Here is a 15,568-nt window from a genome sequence, read left to right on the forward strand (position 1 = left end):
GTGGTATCTTTAAACCCTTGGCATTCAGAGCAAGCCCGGAGATCAACGTGAAAACCCTGACCCTGCTTATCAGCGCCGCCCTGCTCAGCACGGCGGTCCACGCCAAAACCCTGGAATTCGGTGACGCCGTCGATATGACCGCCCAGGTGCCCCTGACCACCCTGATGGCCGAACCGGACCAGTACCTGGACAAGCCGGTCACCATCGAGGGGGAGATCACCGGGGTGTGCCAGAAAAAAGGCTGCTGGATGACCCTCACCAGCGATCCCGCCTACCCGGATCTGCGCATCAAGGTGCGCGACGGCGACATGGTGTTCCCGGTCAGCGCCAAGGGGCGCAAGGCGGTGGCCACCGGCACCCTGAAGAAAATGGAGATGGATATCGAGCAGACCCGCCGCTTCCTCGCCCACCAGGCCGAGGAGCAGGGGGAGGCCTTTGACCCGGCCAGCGTCACCGAACCCATGGCGTTTTATCAACTGGTGCCCACCGGGGTGCAGATCCTAGCGCCCTGACCGGCAAAGCCCATCAAAAGAAAAAGCAGGCCTAAGCCTGCTTTTTTTCGTTCAGCGGTAACGCTCCCAGTTAAGGCCGGTAAAACAGGGCCCTGTAGTGGCCTCGGAGAAGGTGATGGTGTTGTGGCCGCCGTTCCACTCGATAAACACCGGATTGCCCTGTCGGTCTACCGTCAGATCCCAGCCCACTACCCGCACAAACGGCAAGCGGGTGTGCAACTGGACGACGAAGTCGACGCAGGCCTTAAACGACGGCACCTGCTGCCCGGCGAAGCGCATCTGGCTGGAGGGGTGAACCCGGGTGGCCTGCCAGTTGGCCTGGAAGCCCGTCTCGGAAAAGGCCCCGGTGGCCATATCCAAAGGCACCCGCACGGCACTGGCGCTCATCACATGGGTATCGTCCCCCACCCCCAGGCGCAGGTAACCCGCCCGGGCCTCGACGCTGCCATCGTCCAATACGACGGTGGTCAGTCGCAGGGTGGCCACCGAGTTGGGGGCAAAGGCATCGAACAACTCGTGCTGTTCGATGTAGCGCTCCGCAACCCCGTCCCCCAGGCGCTTCATCGCAGCCAGGTCAAAGCCCGCTTTACTGAAGAAGTGGATCCCCTTCCCCTGGTAGGAGTCGTCCACCTTGAACACAAAACGATCGTCGTCAGCGAACAGGCACGCCTCAAGTTCAGCGTCGTCCATGGCCCGCATCTCACCGTCCAGGTACAGGCCGTTGACCACGGTGGCGATGTTCTGGCGGTTGGCCACCCGGAACAGGCTGTTGGAGAGGGTGCCGAAATCGGACAGGGTGTCGTAGCGACCTTTGAGGTGGGGCATCACCTTTAGGCAGTAGAAGTTGTCCGGGATCCAGCCCTCTTTGAACTCTCCGGCCATGGCGCTGTACACCTTGAGCCAGGGACTGTACTCCCGGCCCCCCAGCACCTCTTTGGCGTACTCATCGCACTGGCGCGCCAGGGCCGGCGGCAAGGGCCCCTTGTCCTTCGCGATGGTACGAAGAATTTTGCCGGCACGGCGATTCTGTTTGCGGTTGTAATTGAGGCGGGAGATGAAGTTTTTGCGTTTCATCGAAGGCTATCCGTAACCCTAAAAAGAAGAAATCCTGCTCTGATACTACCGGAAAGCGGGGCTGCACGGTAAGCGGTCGTTGGCCATTTTGCCCCCAGTTAAACCGACAGTGCGCTCCCCTGCCCCTAACACCGTGTTTAGGGAGTTGCAGGCACAAAAAAAGCAGGCTTTCGCCTGCTTTTTGGGGGGTGAAACGGGTCGACTCGGCTCAGTGCCAGTTCAGGTCCTTAAAGCAGGGGCCGGTGGTGGCTTCGGAGAACTTGATGCCGTTATGGCCGCCGTTCCACTCGATGAACACCGGCTTGCCCGCCTTGTCCACCGTCAGATCCCAGCCGATCACTCGAACAAAGGGCAGCTTGGTGTGCAGCTCGCGCACGTAATCCACGCAGGCCTGGAAGGACGGCACCCTGTTACCGGCGATCGCTTTGCCGCTGGTGGGGTGCTTTTCGGTCAGGCGCCAGTTGGCCATGTAACCCACATCCGCGAAGCGGCCATCACGCAGATCGATGGGCACCTTGATGGCGCTGTTGGTCTTCACATGGGTATCCTCCCCCACCCCAAGGCGCAGGTAGGCGGCCCGAGCCTCCACGGTGCCGTCGTCTTTGACCACCGTGGTGATCCGAAGCGTGGCCACGGAGTTGGGGGCAAACTCGTCGAACAGCGGGTGCTGCTCGATAAAGCGCTCCACCAGGCCATCCCCCAGGCGGGTCAAGTCCGCCATGTTAAAGCGGTCCTGATGGAAGATGTGGATCCCTTTGCCCTGGTAGGAGTCGTCCGCCTTGAACACGACACGGTCGCCGCTTTGGAACAGCCGCTCGGCCAGGGTCTCCTGGCTCATCACCTGCATGTCCGGTCCCAGGAAGAGGCCGTTCACCGCGGTGGCGATGTTTTGCTGGTTTTGCACCTGGAACAGGCTGTTGGACAGGGTGCCGAAATCCGACAGGCTGTGGTAGCGCCCCTTCTGCTTGGGCATCACCTCAAGGCAGTAGTAGTTGTCCGGGATCCAGCCCTCTTTGAACTGACCGGAAACCGCCGCATAGACCTGCAGCCAGGGGCTGTACTCCCGGCCGCCCAGCACCCCGTGGGCGTACTCGTCACACAGCCGGCGCATCCCCGGGGAAAGCTTGCCACTGTCCTGCTCAACCAGCTTGAGCACCTTGCGGGCCCGGCGATTCTGAATGCGGTTGTAGTTCAGCCTGGAAATGAAACTTTTTTCTTTCATAGAGGGTGCGCCCGGTAACAGTGTCACAGTATGAAATTTCGGCGCAGTATATTTTTCGCGATGTATAAGCGAAATACCCGATGTGCAAGAGCCGCGGGTGGATCACAGTTTTTGACGGGATTGGGAACAGAAAAGTGAAGGTGGTGGTCTTAGGGGCTCCGCCCTTTAAGCTTGCTAAGTAATTGTTATTAAGCCACAAAGCGATAACCCTGTGGCCTAATCCTAGCGGTATCGGCCGCCGACGCGGCTGGACGCCTTGCCCGCCAGGGCCACCAGGCCCCGCTGCATATTGGCGTGGGTGATGGCGATGGCCAGGGCGTCGGCGGCGTCCGCCTGGGGGGTGCCGGGCAGTTTCAGCAGCTGCTTCACCATGTGCTGGATCTGCTCCTTCTTGGCACCGCCCGTGCCCACCACGGCGTTTTTGATCTGGGTGGGGCTGTACTCCGCCACCGGCAGCTCGGCGTTCATGGCGGCAACGATGGCCGCCCCCCGGGCCTGACCCAGCTTGAGCGCGGAGTCGGCGTTGCGGCCCAGGAACACCCGCTCCACGGCGAACTCCTGGGGCTGAAACTGGGCCACCAGCTCGCTCACCCCGTCGTAGATGATCTTCAGCCGTGCCGGCAGGTCCGCCTCCGGCAATCGGATGCAGCCGCTGCCCAGGTAGTGAAACTGGCGGCCATCGAAGCGGATGACGCCGTAGCCGGTCAAACGGGAGCCGGGATCGATCCCCAATATCACGCTCACCGCATCAACCCAGCTGGGCCAGCACCTCATCGGAGAGGTCGGCGTTGTGGTACACCTCCTGGACGTCGTCCAGGTCTTCCAGCTTGTCCACCAGGCGCAGGAACTTCTCCGCGGTGGCCAAATCCAGCTCGGCTTTGGTGGAGGGGATCATGGTCACCTCGGCGTTCACCGCGTCCAGCCCGGCCCCATCCAGGGCGTCCTTGACGCCGCCGAAGGCCTCCGGGGTGGTGTAGACGTCGATGGCGCCATCCTCGGCGGTCTCCACATCCTCGGCGCCGGCTTCCAGCGCCGCGTCCATCACCGCCTCTTCGTCGGTACCCGGGGCGTAGGAGATCACCCCGCTTTTGGTGAACAGGTAGGCCACCGAGCCGTCGGTGCCCAGGTTGCCGCCGGCCTTGCTGAAGGCGTGGCGCACCTCGGAGACGGTGCGGTTGCGGTTGTCGGTCATGGTTTCCACCATCACCGCGGTGCCGCCGGGGCCGTACCCCTCGTAGACGATGGTTTCCAGCTCCTGACCATCCAGCTCACCGGCGCCCCGCTTGACCGCCCGCTCGATGGTGTCGCGGGTCATGTTGTTGGACAGCGCCTTATCGATGGCGGCCCGCAGGCGGGGGTTGGAGTCCGCGTCCGAGCCCCCTTCACGGGCGGCCACGGTCAGCTCGCGGATGAGCTTGGTGAAGATCTTGCCGCGCTTGGCGTCCTGGGCGGCTTTACGGTGTTTGATGTTGGACCACTTACTGTGACCGGCCATGCATGCACTCCGTTATGATGAGAAACCGCCCGGCGGGGCCGGGCGGTATTCGGTGTTACTCGGTGTCGGCGGTGGGGATGGGTTGGATCCCCAGCTCCACCAGTTGCTCGGCGTTGGCCTGGCCCGGTGCGTTGGTCAGCGGGCAGGCGGCGGTGGTGGTCTTCGGGAAGGCCATCACCTCGCGGATGGACTCCGCCCCCACCATCAGCATCACCAGGCGATCCAGGCCGAAGGCCAAACCGGCGTGGGGCGGGGTGCCGTACTTGAGGGCGTCCAGCAGGAAGCCGAACTTCTCCTGGGCCTCTTCGTCATCAATGCCCAGCACGCGGAAGGCCGCGGCCTGCATCTCGGCACGGTGGATACGGACGGAACCGCCCCCCACTTCGCAGCCGTTCAGGACCATGTCGTAGGCGTTGGACAGGGCACCATCGGGGTTGGCTTCCAGCTCCTCGGGGGTCATGTCCCGCGGGGCGGTGAAGGGGTGGTGCAGCGCGTAGTAACGCCCATCGGCCTTCTCGAACATCGGGAAGTCCACCACCCACAGCGGGGCCCAGCCCTCGGCCACCAGGTCGAAGTCTTCGCCGGCCTTCAGGCGCAGGGCGCCCATGGCGTCGGCCACCACCTTGGCGTCATCGGCACCAAAGAGCACGATGTCTCCGGCTTCGGCGCCGCTGCGCTCGACGATGGCGTTGACGATGTCGTCAGAGAGGAACTTGGCCACCGGGGACTGCACGCCCTCGATCCCCTTGCCCGCCTCGTTGACCTTCATCCAGGCCAGGCCCTTGGCGCCGTAGATCCCGACGTACTTGGTGTACTCGTCGATCTGCTTGCGGGAGAGGCTGGCGCCACCGGGGATCCGCAGGGCGGTCACACGGCCTTCCGGATCGTTGGCGGGGCCGGAGAACACTTTGAACTCCACGTCGGTAAGCAGGTCCGCCACGTCGGTCAGCTCCAGCGGGTTACGCAGGTCCGGCTTGTCGGAGCCGAAGCGGCGCATCGCCTCTTCGTAGCTCATGTGGGGGAACTGGGGCAGATCCACGTCCAGCATCTTCTTGAAGATGGTGCGGATCATCGCCTCGGTCACCGCCATCACCTCATCGGCGCTCATAAAGGAGGTTTCGATGTCGATCTGGGTGAACTCCGGCTGACGATCGGCCCGCAGGTCCTCGTCGCGGAAGCACTTCACGATCTGGTAGTAGCGGTCCATGCCGGACATCATCAGCAGCTGCTTGAACAGCTGGGGCGACTGGGGCAGTGCAAAGAACTGGCCCTTGTGGGTGCGGCTGGGCACCAGGTAGTCGCGGGCCCCTTCCGGGGTGGCGGCGGTGAGGATCGGGGTTTCCACGTCCATAAAGCCTTCGCCGTCAAGGAAGCGGCGCACCTCGGAGGTGAAGCGGGCACGGAACTTCATCTTCTCGGCCATCTCCGGACGGCGCAGGTCCAGATAGCGGTACTTCAGCCGCTGCTCTTCTGAGACGTCGGTGTTGAAGTCGATGGGCAGGGGCTCGGCCTTGTTGATGATGCTCAGCTCACGGCCCAGCACCTCGATGGCGCCGGTGGCCATGTTGGCGTTCACCTGGCTGTCGGGTCGGGCGCGCACCAGGCCTTTGACCTGGACACAGAACTCGCCACGCAGATTGGACGCGGTGTCGAACACCTCCGGCAGGTCCGGATCGTAGACCACCTGGACGATCCCTTCACGGTCACGCAGGTCGAGGAAGATCACGCCCCCGAGATCGCGACGGCGGTTCACCCAGCCAACCAAAGTAACTTCTTGTCCGATAAGCGTTTCGGTAACGTGTCCGCAGTAATGGCTGCGCATCGACAGCTCCTGTATTCAATGCTGGTGGAGAGGGACGCCAGGCCCCCGCTCCGGGAAAAATGGCAAAGCCGGCATTATAGAGAAAAGTTCAAACAAGCAGAAGGGCCAGACCCCCGTCCGGAGCGACTTTGCTCGATACTCAGGCAACCTGGTAATCGTTGCCGCCCTGCCCCTTAATGCGCTTGAGTTGCGCATCGGCGGCCTGGAGCAAACTGATGGGATCGCCGCCGTGCAGCGGAAACAGCGCCACACCGATGCTGGCGGTGAGGGTCACCGACTGACCGCGCACCCGAAAAGGGGTCTCCAGCTCCATCAGCAGCATCTGCGCCACGTGCCGGGCGGCGCCCACATCCTGGATCTGGTTGAGCACCACCACGAACTGGTCTCCGTCGAAGCGGGCCAGGGTATCGGAGCGGCGCAAACCGCTGCTCCAGCGCTGGGCCAACTGGGCCAGCAACGCATCGCCACCGCCCCACCCCAGCTTGCGATTCAGCGCCCCAAAACCGTCCACATCCAGCAGCAGCACCGCCATCTGTCGCTGTTCCCGTCCATGACGCAGTACCGCCTGGGCCAGGCGGTCATCCAACACCTGGCGGCCCGGCAGCGCGGTGATCGGGTCCAGCCCCTCCCCCTGATCGGCCTGACGGAGAAGCTCACTGCGCTGCAGCTGCTCCCAGCGCCAGTTGCGGTACACCCACACCAGCGCCAGGGCCAACGCCAGGATCACCGCCGCCGCCACCCAGATCGCCACCTGGAACGCCATGGCCGGCCGGGTGCTGGGCAGCGGCCCCTCCAGCCGGGGCTGCCAGCTCAGCAGCGCCAGGGCCAGGTTGATGCGACCCTGCCAGCCATGCAAGGAGGCCGGCAGGTCCAGGTAGAGCCCCACCTGGGGGCCGTCGGTCAACAGGGCACTGTCCAGACCCGGATCGCGGATCTGCGCCGCCTGCCATTGGGCGGTGGAGACCAGCAGCCTGGCCCCCTGGTGCACCGCATTTCGCGCCTCCTCGAGACTGCGCACCACCTTGGTGGGCACCGAGGGGTGTTTTTGAGCCAGCCAGGCCTGCTCGGGGCTGCGGTTGAGCACCGCCACCGTCCCCTCCAACGTGTTCAGGCTGATGCGCTTGGGCTGGGGGCCGGCACCGATCAGTCGGTACTCCAGGCTCACCAGGGGCTGCTCCACCGGGTCCAGGGGGCCCGGTGCGGGCCGAAGCACCAGGGCCACCGGCGGGCGCGCCGCACTGCCCGGCTCCTCCGCCAGGGTCACGCCTAAGATTTCCGAGAGCTCATCCAGCGCCTCGGGCACCGCCAGGCTCTGTCGGGCCCAGCTGGGCACTTCCGCCAGGGACACCGGCCAATGCCCGCCCTGGGGCATCAGGGGGCCGGTCAGGGCTCCGGCCAGTGGCTCCGAGAGTCGACCCAGTCCCGGGCGCTGCCAGTGCTGCTGAATGGCCAGTATCGGCTCCGCCGGCAGTTCGGCGAACCCCCGTTTGACCCGCTCCGCCAGGGCCTGATCACCGGTGGCCACCAGCACATTGAGCGCCACTTCATACTGCGCCATGGGGTGGCGGACCACCCCCGGCTGAGGTGCACCGGCCATCACCTCCGGCAACAGCACCGCCTCGACCCGCCCCTCCTTGAGCATCTCAATCAGGTCGCTTGGCTTATCGGAGCGAAACAGGGTCACCGACGCGCTGCCCAGGGCCAGGCGCTCCTCGTAACCGACGTTGGCCAACACACCAAGGGCGCCGACCCAGGGCGGATCGGGCTGAAAGGTCGAATCGCTGCAGGTGAGCAGCACACTGGGCACACGAAACAGCTCGTAGGCCTTATCCAGCCCCAGCTTGCCCACCTGATGGGCCAGGTGGGCACCGTAGACATCCAGCTCCCCTTTGTGCAGCGCATTGAGCCCGGCTTGGCCCAGGCCCGAGGGGACGAAGCGCACCGCCACGCCACTTTGGTGGGACCAGGCCCGCCAGAGATCCACCAACAGCCCCTTGGCCTCGCCCTGCTCCCCCAGGTGCATCAGCGGCGGAAGGTCATCCGCCACCCCCACCAGCAAGGGGCCCCGGTCGTCGTTGATCCCAAGCCAGCGTCGGGCCAGCTGGCCCCGCTCCCGCTCGCCGATGCGACCGAGCCCGGTATTGATGGTCTCGATAAGCGCCTCACGGCCCGGGGCCACCGCGGCCACCAGATCGATGGTGGCCAGGGGCAGGCGGTGGTGGGCCGGGTAGACCCGGCTGATCCGCTGCTGCCGCTCCGAGCGCTGCAGGTAGCCATCCATATTGGCGAACACCTTCACCTCGCCGGCCAGGGCCGCATCAAAGAGGCTGTCACGGTCGGGAAAGGTCACCATGGTGGGGTGGGTCATCTGGGCCGCCAGCAGCTCCTGGTGCACCGAGTCGACGATGGCGCCGATGCGATACGGTGTCAGCTCGGCCAAGTCGGTCATCTTGGGCAGGCTGCGGTGGACAAACACTTTGAGGGGGATCTGCGCCACCGGCGCGGTGAACCCGAACCGCGCAGCCCGTTCGGCGCTGTAGGCCATGCCGGCATGGATGTCCGCCCGCCCTTCGGCCACGGCGTCCAGGCTTTCCTGCCAGGGCATCACCTCGAAGCGCACCGAGCGGCCACTGGCCACGGACCAGCGCTGCCACAGCTCGATAAGATAGCCGGAGGCGTCGCCGTCGGGGCCGCGAAACTGGTAGGGGTAGCTGTCCTTGGACACCGCGATGATGAGCGGCGATTCGGCGGCATCCGATCGGGCCTGGGCCGAAACGGCCAGGCCCAACAAAAGCATCAAGAGCAGAAGGGGTCGTCGGAGGGCGTTCACTGCATTTCCTTGTGAGAGTCCACACCTGTTGGCCAGCTAACCTCCTGTCAGCGGCCAGTTCTTCACCGGGTTGTTCCTATATTAACCGGCTTTTGACTTCTGGCAACGTTGCAGGTTGCCGGGATTCGCCGCGCGGCGCTACAATATTTTGTTGATCCTTCAGGAAGCTATCATGACCTCCGACCAAGACCGATTGTTCTCCAAACCCTTGGCCCAGGTGGCCGATTTCCGGTTCGACGAAAAAGTCGCGTCGGTGTTCCCAGACATGATCTCCCGCTCCATCCCCGGTTACGGTCAAATTTTGCACACCCTGGGGGAGTTGGCCCAACGCTTTGCCCGCCCCGACACCCGCATCTACGATCTGGGTTGCTCCCTGGGGGCAGCCACCAGCGCCATGCGCCGGGCCCTGGGAGAGCGGTCACTGGAGATCGTGGCGGTGGACAACTCCGAGGCGATGGTCAAGCGGGCCCAGGAGCACCTGGAGGCCTACCGCAGCCCCATCCCGGTGGAGCTGGTGTGCGCCGACATTCGCGACATTGAGATCGCCAACGCCTCCATGGTGGTGCTGAACTTCACCCTGCAGTTTCTGGCCCCGGAGGATCGCGACGCCTTGATCCGCAACGTCTGTGCCGGCCTGAACCCCGGTGGAGTGCTGGTGGTCTCAGAGAAGCTGGTGTTCGACCAGCCCAGCATTCACGCCCTGTTGGACGAACTGCACCTGGACTTCAAGCGGGCCAACGGATACTCGGAGCTGGAGATCAGCCAAAAGCGCAACGCCCTGGAGAACGTGATGCGCCCCGACACCCTGGCCCAGCACCAAGCACGCTTCAGCGAGGCCGGCTTCCACGCCTCGGGATTGTGGTTCCAATGTTTTAACTTTGCCTCCATGGTGGCGATCAAGTAATGAATTTTTCCGGGTTCTACCAACGCATCGCGGGCAGCAAACTCAGCCACTGGCTGGAGACCGCCCCGGCCCAGCTCTCCGCCTGGCAGCGGTTCCACCGCCACGGCCAGTTTCCCAAGTGGGAGAAGGTGCTGGCCAAGCTGCCCGGGCGGCCGCCGGCCCTGCGGGAACTTCGCGACGCGGTGCGCATCGGCGGCGCCGAGGAGCTCAGCCCCGGCGACAGCAAAAAGCTCAATAATCTGCTGCGCTGCCTGCACCCCTGGCGCAAGGGCCCTTTTGATCTCTACGGCATCCACATCGACACCGAGTGGCGCTCCGACTGGAAGTGGGATCGCCTCAAGCCCCACATCGCCCCGCTCAAGCATCGCACCGTGCTGGATGTCGGCTGTGGCAGCGGCTACCACATGTGGCGGATGCTGGGCGAAGAGGCGGAGCTGGTGATCGGCATCGATCCCTCCGATCTGTTCCTGGCCCAGTTCGAGGCGGTCAAGAAGCTCTACGGCGGCCACCCGGACATTCACCTGCTGCCCCTGGGGATCCAGGATCTGCCCAAATTGCACGCCTTTGACACCGTCTTCTCCATGGGCGTGCTCTACCACCGTCGCTCACCCATTGACCACTTGATTCAACTGCAGGACCAATTGCAGCACGGCGGTGAACTCATTCTCGAAACCCTGGTCATTGATGGTGATGAAAATCAGGTACTTGTTCCCAGTGATCGTTATGGAAAGATGAATAATGTCTGGTACATTCCTTCATCAAAGGCCCTGATGCTCTGGCTGCGCAAATGTGGCTTCGTCAACGTCCGCCTGGTGGACGAGGCGATGACCTCCACTGACGAGCAGCGCCGCACCGAATGGATGACCAACGAATCACTGGCGGACTACCTGGATCCACAGGATCCCACCCGCACCGTCGAAGGGTACCCGGCGCCCAAGCGCGCCATCATTATTGCCAATAAAGCCTCAAGCACCGGATAAGGAACACATGATGAAGCACACAGGTTCACTGCTCCTGGCTGCCGCCACCCTGGCCGTCACTGGCTGCGCCCAGAAGCCCGTCCCGGCGACCGAACAGCAGCTGACCAACGCCATGGCCACCCAGCTGGCCCAGATCGAAACCATGCTGATCAAGCGTTGCGACTCCGAAGTCGCCGCCAATCACGAGTACCAGACCCAGGTGGTCAACGAGCTCAGCGGCATGAACGTCGGGCTGCTGGCCCTGGCCGAGCAGGCCGCTCAGCAACCGGTGATCTGCCCCGAGGTGGAGGTCGATCCCCACAACCTGGGCGATAAGATCGTGCTTGGCGAGGTGGAGCGGGTGTTTGTGCAGGAAGTGGGCGACGCCTTTGACGCCCGGGTGGACACCGGGGCGGTGAGCTCCTCCATCAGCGCCACCAACATCCGGCTGTTTGAACGCAATGGCGATCAATGGGTGCGCTTCGACATCCCCTCGGCCCAGCCCGCGGAGGGCGAAGAGGCCGCCCCGGCGGACACCGTGGAAGCCCGGGTCTCCCGGTTTGTCTCCATCAAGAAAGCCTCGAGCGAAGAGCCGCAGCGCCGCCCGGTGATCCGCGCCCGGGTCAAGCTGGGGGATTACGTCACCGAGACGGATCTCAACCTGGCGGATCGCAGCCACATGGAGTACCCGGTGCTCCTCGGCCGCCAGTTCTTCCAGGACATCGCGGTGGTGGACGTCAGCCGCAAGTACATCCACTCCGGTGACGCCAACGGCGCCAAACCCACGGAATAAGGACGGTAACCGTGTCTCGTAAACCCTTTTACCTGCTGATTTTCATCCTGATCTCGGCTGGCGTCGGCTACAACTACCAGCGCCACGTAAACGATGGGATCCCCTTCCTGCCGGGCACCAGCCAAACCACCTGGACGGTGGAGGCGCGCATCACCTTCAACGGCCAGGGGCCGGTGGAGGCCAGCTTCGCCCTGCCCACGGATCCCGCCTTCCAGACCCTCAGCGAGTCCGCCGCTTCCCCGGGCTACGGCCTGTCGATGAGCTACGAAGGGGACGCGCGTCGCGCCACCTGGACCACCCGCGAGGGGATCGGCCGTCAGGAGCTCTACTACACCGCCAACCTGGTGCCCACCGGGGATCTGACCCTGGATGAAATTGCCGAGATCCCCACCCCGGAGCCGGTGGTGTGGGACGAGGGGCTGGATACCGCCGCCAAGGCGGTGATCGACAAGGCCTGGCAGAAGAGCGCCAGCAACACCTCCTTTGCCCGGGAGATCGCCCAGGCGGTCAGCCAGCCGGAGCAGCAACAGAACGTGGCCCTGCTGCTGGCCCGCTACGAGCCGGCGGCCCTGATGAGCCGCCTGGTGCGCAGCGCCGGCGTCCCGGCCCGCCAGGTGTACGCCCTGAACCTGGAAGACGGCCGCCGTCGCCAGGCGCTGATGCCCATGGTGGAGGTGCTGGACAAGCAGCAGTGGCACCTGTTTAACCCCGCCACCGGTGCCCAGGGTCGCGACGACAAGCTGCTGCTGTGGCAGCGCTACAGCACCTCGGTGCTGGATTTGGCCGGCGGCACCAACTCCAACGTCTCCTTCTCCATGATTGAGGACACCCGCCCTGCCCTGGCCACCGCCATCGACATGATGGAAAGTGGCGGCCTGGCGTCCCTGTCGCTCTACAACCTACCGCTGGAGGAGCAGAGCCTGTTGCGGGGGCTGTTCCTGATCCCCATCGGCGTGCTGGTGGTGGTGTTCTTGCGGGTGATCATCGGCCTTAAGACCTCCGGGACCTTTATGCCGGTGCTGATCGCCCTGGCCTTTATCCAGACCAAGCTGCTGACCGGTCTGATCGGGTTCCTGCTGATCGTCGCCGCCGGTCTGGTGATCCGCTCCTACCTGTCGAACCTCAACCTGTTGCTGATCTCGAGGATCAGCGCCGTGGTGATCGTGGTGCTTGGGATCATCGCCGGCTTTACCCTGCTGGCCTTTAACCTGGGGCTGACCGAGGGGCTGACCATCACCTTCTTCCCGATGATCATCCTGGCCTGGACCATCGAGCGGATGTCCATCCTCTGGGAGGAGGAAGGGGCCAAAGAGGTGTTCGTCCAGGGCGGCGGCAGCCTGCTGGTGGCGGTGATCACCTACCTGGCGATGGACAACGACCTGGTGCGCCACTGGGCCTTCAACTTCCTCGGCATTCACCTGGTGATCCTGGCCTTCATCCTGCTGATCGGTCAGTACACCGGTTACCGCCTGCTTGAGCTGCGCCGCTTCCGTCCCCTGGCGGGAGAGAAGTCATGATCTTCTGCGATCCGAGGCGACTGAAAAGTCGCGGCATCATGGGGATGAACAAGCGCAACATCAGCTACATCGGGCGCTATAACCCCCGCAGCCTCTACAAGCAGGTGGACGACAAGCTGATAACCAAGCAGCTGGCGCTGAAGAACGCCATCGACACGCCGGATCTCATCTCGGTGATCAGCGAGCAGCACGAGATTGAAGAGGTCAACGACCGGGTCAAGGGCCACGACGGTTTCTGCATCAAACCGGCCCAGGGCTCCGGCGGCAAAGGGATTTTGGTGATCACCAAGGTCGAGGATGGCCGCTACTTCAAGCCCTCCGGCGAGGAGGTCACCCAGGTGGAGATGGCCCGCCACTGCTCCAACATCCTGGCGGGCCTGTTCAGCCTTGGGGGCAAGAACGACGTGGCGGTGGTCGAGGCGCTGATCCGCTTCGACCCCGTGTTCGACGGGATCTCCTACGAGGGGGTGCCGGACATCCGCCTTATCATCTTCAAAGGCTACCCGGTGATGGGGATGCTGCGCTGCTCCACCCACGCCTCCGACGGCAAGGCCAACCTGCACCAGGGCGCCGTGGGCATCGGGGTCGACATCGCCACCGGACAGGCCATCCGGGCGGTACAGTACGATGAGCCGGTCAGCCACCATCCGGACACCGGCGAGGATCTGTTCAAGGTGCAGGTGCCCCACTGGGACCGCCTGCTGGAGCTGGCCTCCGGCTGTTTCGAGATGTCGGGCCTGGGCTACCTGGGCACCGACATGGTGCTGGACAAGGAGCGCGGCCCCCTGCTGCTGGAGCTCAATGCCCGTCCGGGTCTGGCGATTCAGATCGCCAACAACCACGGACTGCTGCCCCGGCTGCGCAAAATCGAATCCCTCGGCGACGCCCCGGTCCCGGTAACCCAGCGCATCGCCCTGGCCAAGCAGTGGTTTGGTACGGATGGGGAGTATTAAAGGCGTTCTCGCCGCCTTGGGCGCCCTGGTGATCACCGGGGCGCCCTCACTTTCGGCCCAGGCCAATGATCTTCTGCCCTACTGCCTGAACCAGATTGAGGGGGTGGGCGCCCCCGCCGACGCCCCCCTGACCCGTCACCGCCAGTTTGGCCAGTTGGTGCTGCTGCAGGACCAGCTCAAGTACCTGGCCCAGCAAACCGACGACGAAGCCCTGGGGCGCTGCAGCTTGATGCTGAGCCGCGCCCTGGCCGAGTACCGGCCCCAACCCTTGCTCGACCCCACCCAACTGGCCCTGGAAGCCCAGCTGCGCCACCTGGAGCAGCGGGATCTCAAGCGCCTCACCATCGGCGCCGCACGCTGCTGGCAAGGGTTTCCCGAGGGCACCCCCACCGAGTTGGACCTGTCCGAGCCGGCGGTCTCCCGCTACCTCAACCTGGCCGAAGACACCCTGTGTCGAGAGCGGGTCTGGGTGGCCTACCAAAACCGCGGCTACCCGGATGCCCAGCCGGTGCTGGAAGCCCATCGCCAACTCAGTGACCAGCTCGCCCGCCACCAGGGGTTTGCCAGTGACGCCCACCGGCAATTGGACGGCACGCCGCTCTCCAGCCCCGAAGAGGTGGCCCAGTTCCTGGCGCAGCTGACCGTCGAAGGCGATCGCCTGCCCTGGGCCGCCCGGCCGCCGCAAACCGCGCTGGACGCATCGTCCGATAAACTGGCTTGGGAGGCCCTGCACTACCTGGTGGCCCTCTACGGTTTGACCCTGGCGCCCATCAGCGATAATCAGATGCAGCTGTGGGAGGGCGAACGCTTGCTGGGCTACCTGACCCTGGAGGGGGCCGAGCGCCACCGGGTGGTGTCGCCCCAGGGCCATTGGATTGGCCTCAGCCCCGCACTGGTCACCCTGGAGTACCGCGAAGGGCCCTGGTACCCCCGTCACTGGGTGCAGTATCTGGCGCAGCTCAGCGAAACCCTGGTGCAGATGGCCGGCCAGCCTCTACCCTACCAGGGGCCCGTGCTGGCCGGCGGCGGCTACGGATTCGGCCGGGCCCTGGCCCGCCAACCCCAGGTGCAAAACGCGCTGTTGGGGCACACCTTGACGCCACGGCCACTGTTCCCCGCGGCACGGCTCTACCAGGCCCAAATGGCCCTGGCGGTGGCCAGCCAGGCGCGCTTGGACGCCGTCCTGCTGGCCGAGCACAGCCACCGCTGGTTCGCCCAGTACTTTGGTCGTCCCGCCCCCAAGGATCTCAAGCCCTGGTTCAGCCACAGTGACTGGGCCATCGCCGGGGCCCGGGACTACCTGCCCCTGTGGCACGCCCACCAGGGCCAAAACTGGGCCCAGCAGTGGGCGGAGGATGCGTTGTCCGGCGCCCAGATCTGGCGGGATCTGACGACGTGGGCACCCAAACCCCGGGCGCCCAAGGTGCCCGCCGAACTCACCGCCGGGGTCAACTGAGCGTCCCCCAAGCCATTGCAAGGAGTGCAAC

At 64.6% G+C, this 15,568-nt stretch carries 13 protein-coding genes; 7 read left to right on the plus strand and 6 right to left on the minus strand.

The annotated features are described in order from the left end of the window. Positions 1–47: 47 nt before the first annotated feature. Positions 48–512, plus strand: coding sequence for a DUF4920 domain-containing protein (locus tag KUV81_RS06170; RefSeq protein ID WP_315900043.1), 465 nt, complete (start codon positions 48–50; stop codon positions 510–512). Between the two features lie 51 nt (positions 513–563). Here KUV81_RS06170 and KUV81_RS06175 read toward each other — a convergent pair whose 3' ends face one another. From KUV81_RS06175 to KUV81_RS06200, 6 genes are all read right to left on the minus strand, one after another. Continuing rightward, on the minus strand, positions 564–1,586 hold the full coding sequence (locus KUV81_RS06175) for a sugar-transfer associated ATP-grasp domain-containing protein (protein ID WP_222542957.1): 1,023 nt from the start codon (positions 1,584–1,586) through the stop codon (positions 564–566). Between the two features lie 208 nt (positions 1,587–1,794). Beyond that, positions 1,795–2,808, minus strand: a complete 1,014-nt coding sequence (locus KUV81_RS06180; RefSeq protein ID WP_222542958.1) for a sugar-transfer associated ATP-grasp domain-containing protein — start codon at positions 2,806–2,808, stop codon at positions 1,795–1,797. A 222-nt stretch (positions 2,809–3,030) separates the two neighbouring features. Beyond that, positions 3,031–3,552 (minus strand): crossover junction endodeoxyribonuclease RuvC, encoded by a 522-nt coding sequence (gene ruvC / locus KUV81_RS06185; RefSeq protein WP_222542959.1) that lies wholly within the window; start codon positions 3,550–3,552, stop codon positions 3,031–3,033. Between the two features lie 4 nt (positions 3,553–3,556). Continuing rightward, positions 3,557–4,303 carry a YebC/PmpR family DNA-binding transcriptional regulator gene (locus tag KUV81_RS06190; protein ID WP_222542960.1) on the minus strand — a complete coding sequence of 249 codons (747 nt, stop codon included), beginning with the start codon at positions 4,301–4,303 and terminating at the stop codon, positions 3,557–3,559. Between the two features lie 55 nt (positions 4,304–4,358). Then, positions 4,359–6,125, minus strand: a complete 1,767-nt coding sequence (gene aspS, locus KUV81_RS06195; RefSeq protein ID WP_222542961.1) for an aspartate--tRNA ligase — start codon at positions 6,123–6,125, stop codon at positions 4,359–4,361. A gap of 139 nt (positions 6,126–6,264) precedes the next feature. Then, positions 6,265–8,955, minus strand: coding sequence for a diguanylate cyclase domain-containing protein (locus tag KUV81_RS06200; RefSeq protein WP_222542962.1), 2,691 nt, complete (start codon positions 8,953–8,955; stop codon positions 6,265–6,267). Positions 8,956–9,127: 172 nt separating this feature from the next. Here KUV81_RS06200 and cmoA point away from each other — a divergent pair, with 172 nt between their 5' ends. Genes cmoA through KUV81_RS06230 form a run of 6 tightly spaced genes read left to right on the plus strand, consistent with a single transcriptional unit; the run spans position 9,128 to position 15,537 of the window. Next, positions 9,128–9,859 carry a carboxy-S-adenosyl-L-methionine synthase CmoA gene (cmoA, locus tag KUV81_RS06205; protein WP_222542963.1) on the plus strand — a complete coding sequence of 244 codons (732 nt, stop codon included), beginning with the start codon at positions 9,128–9,130 and terminating at the stop codon, positions 9,857–9,859. After that, positions 9,859–10,839 carry a tRNA 5-methoxyuridine(34)/uridine 5-oxyacetic acid(34) synthase CmoB gene (cmoB, locus tag KUV81_RS06210; RefSeq protein ID WP_222542964.1) on the plus strand — a complete coding sequence of 327 codons (981 nt, stop codon included), beginning with the start codon at positions 9,859–9,861 and terminating at the stop codon, positions 10,837–10,839. Before cmoA ends, cmoB begins: the two co-directional genes overlap by 1 nt. 10 nt (positions 10,840–10,849) lie before the next feature. Continuing rightward, on the plus strand, positions 10,850–11,611 hold the full coding sequence (locus KUV81_RS06215) for an ATP-dependent zinc protease (RefSeq protein ID WP_261389206.1): 762 nt from the start codon (positions 10,850–10,852) through the stop codon (positions 11,609–11,611). Positions 11,612–11,622: 11 nt separating this feature from the next. After that, positions 11,623–13,128, plus strand: coding sequence for an inactive transglutaminase family protein (locus KUV81_RS06220; protein WP_222542966.1), 1,506 nt, complete (start codon positions 11,623–11,625; stop codon positions 13,126–13,128). Further along, positions 13,125–14,081: an alpha-L-glutamate ligase-like protein gene (locus KUV81_RS06225; protein ID WP_222542967.1), complete on the plus strand. Its 957-nt coding sequence runs from the start codon at positions 13,125–13,127 to the stop codon at positions 14,079–14,081. The genes KUV81_RS06220 and KUV81_RS06225 overlap by 4 nt, the downstream gene beginning before the upstream one ends. Continuing rightward, positions 14,068–15,537, plus strand: a complete 1,470-nt coding sequence (locus KUV81_RS06230; RefSeq protein ID WP_222542968.1) for a M3 family metallopeptidase — start codon at positions 14,068–14,070, stop codon at positions 15,535–15,537. The genes KUV81_RS06225 and KUV81_RS06230 overlap by 14 nt, the downstream gene beginning before the upstream one ends. Positions 15,538–15,568 lie beyond the last annotated feature (31 nt).

It is taken from the genome of Ferrimonas balearica, assembly GCF_019802085.1.
Classification (GTDB): domain Bacteria; phylum Pseudomonadota; class Gammaproteobacteria; order Enterobacterales; family Shewanellaceae; genus Ferrimonas; species Ferrimonas balearica_B.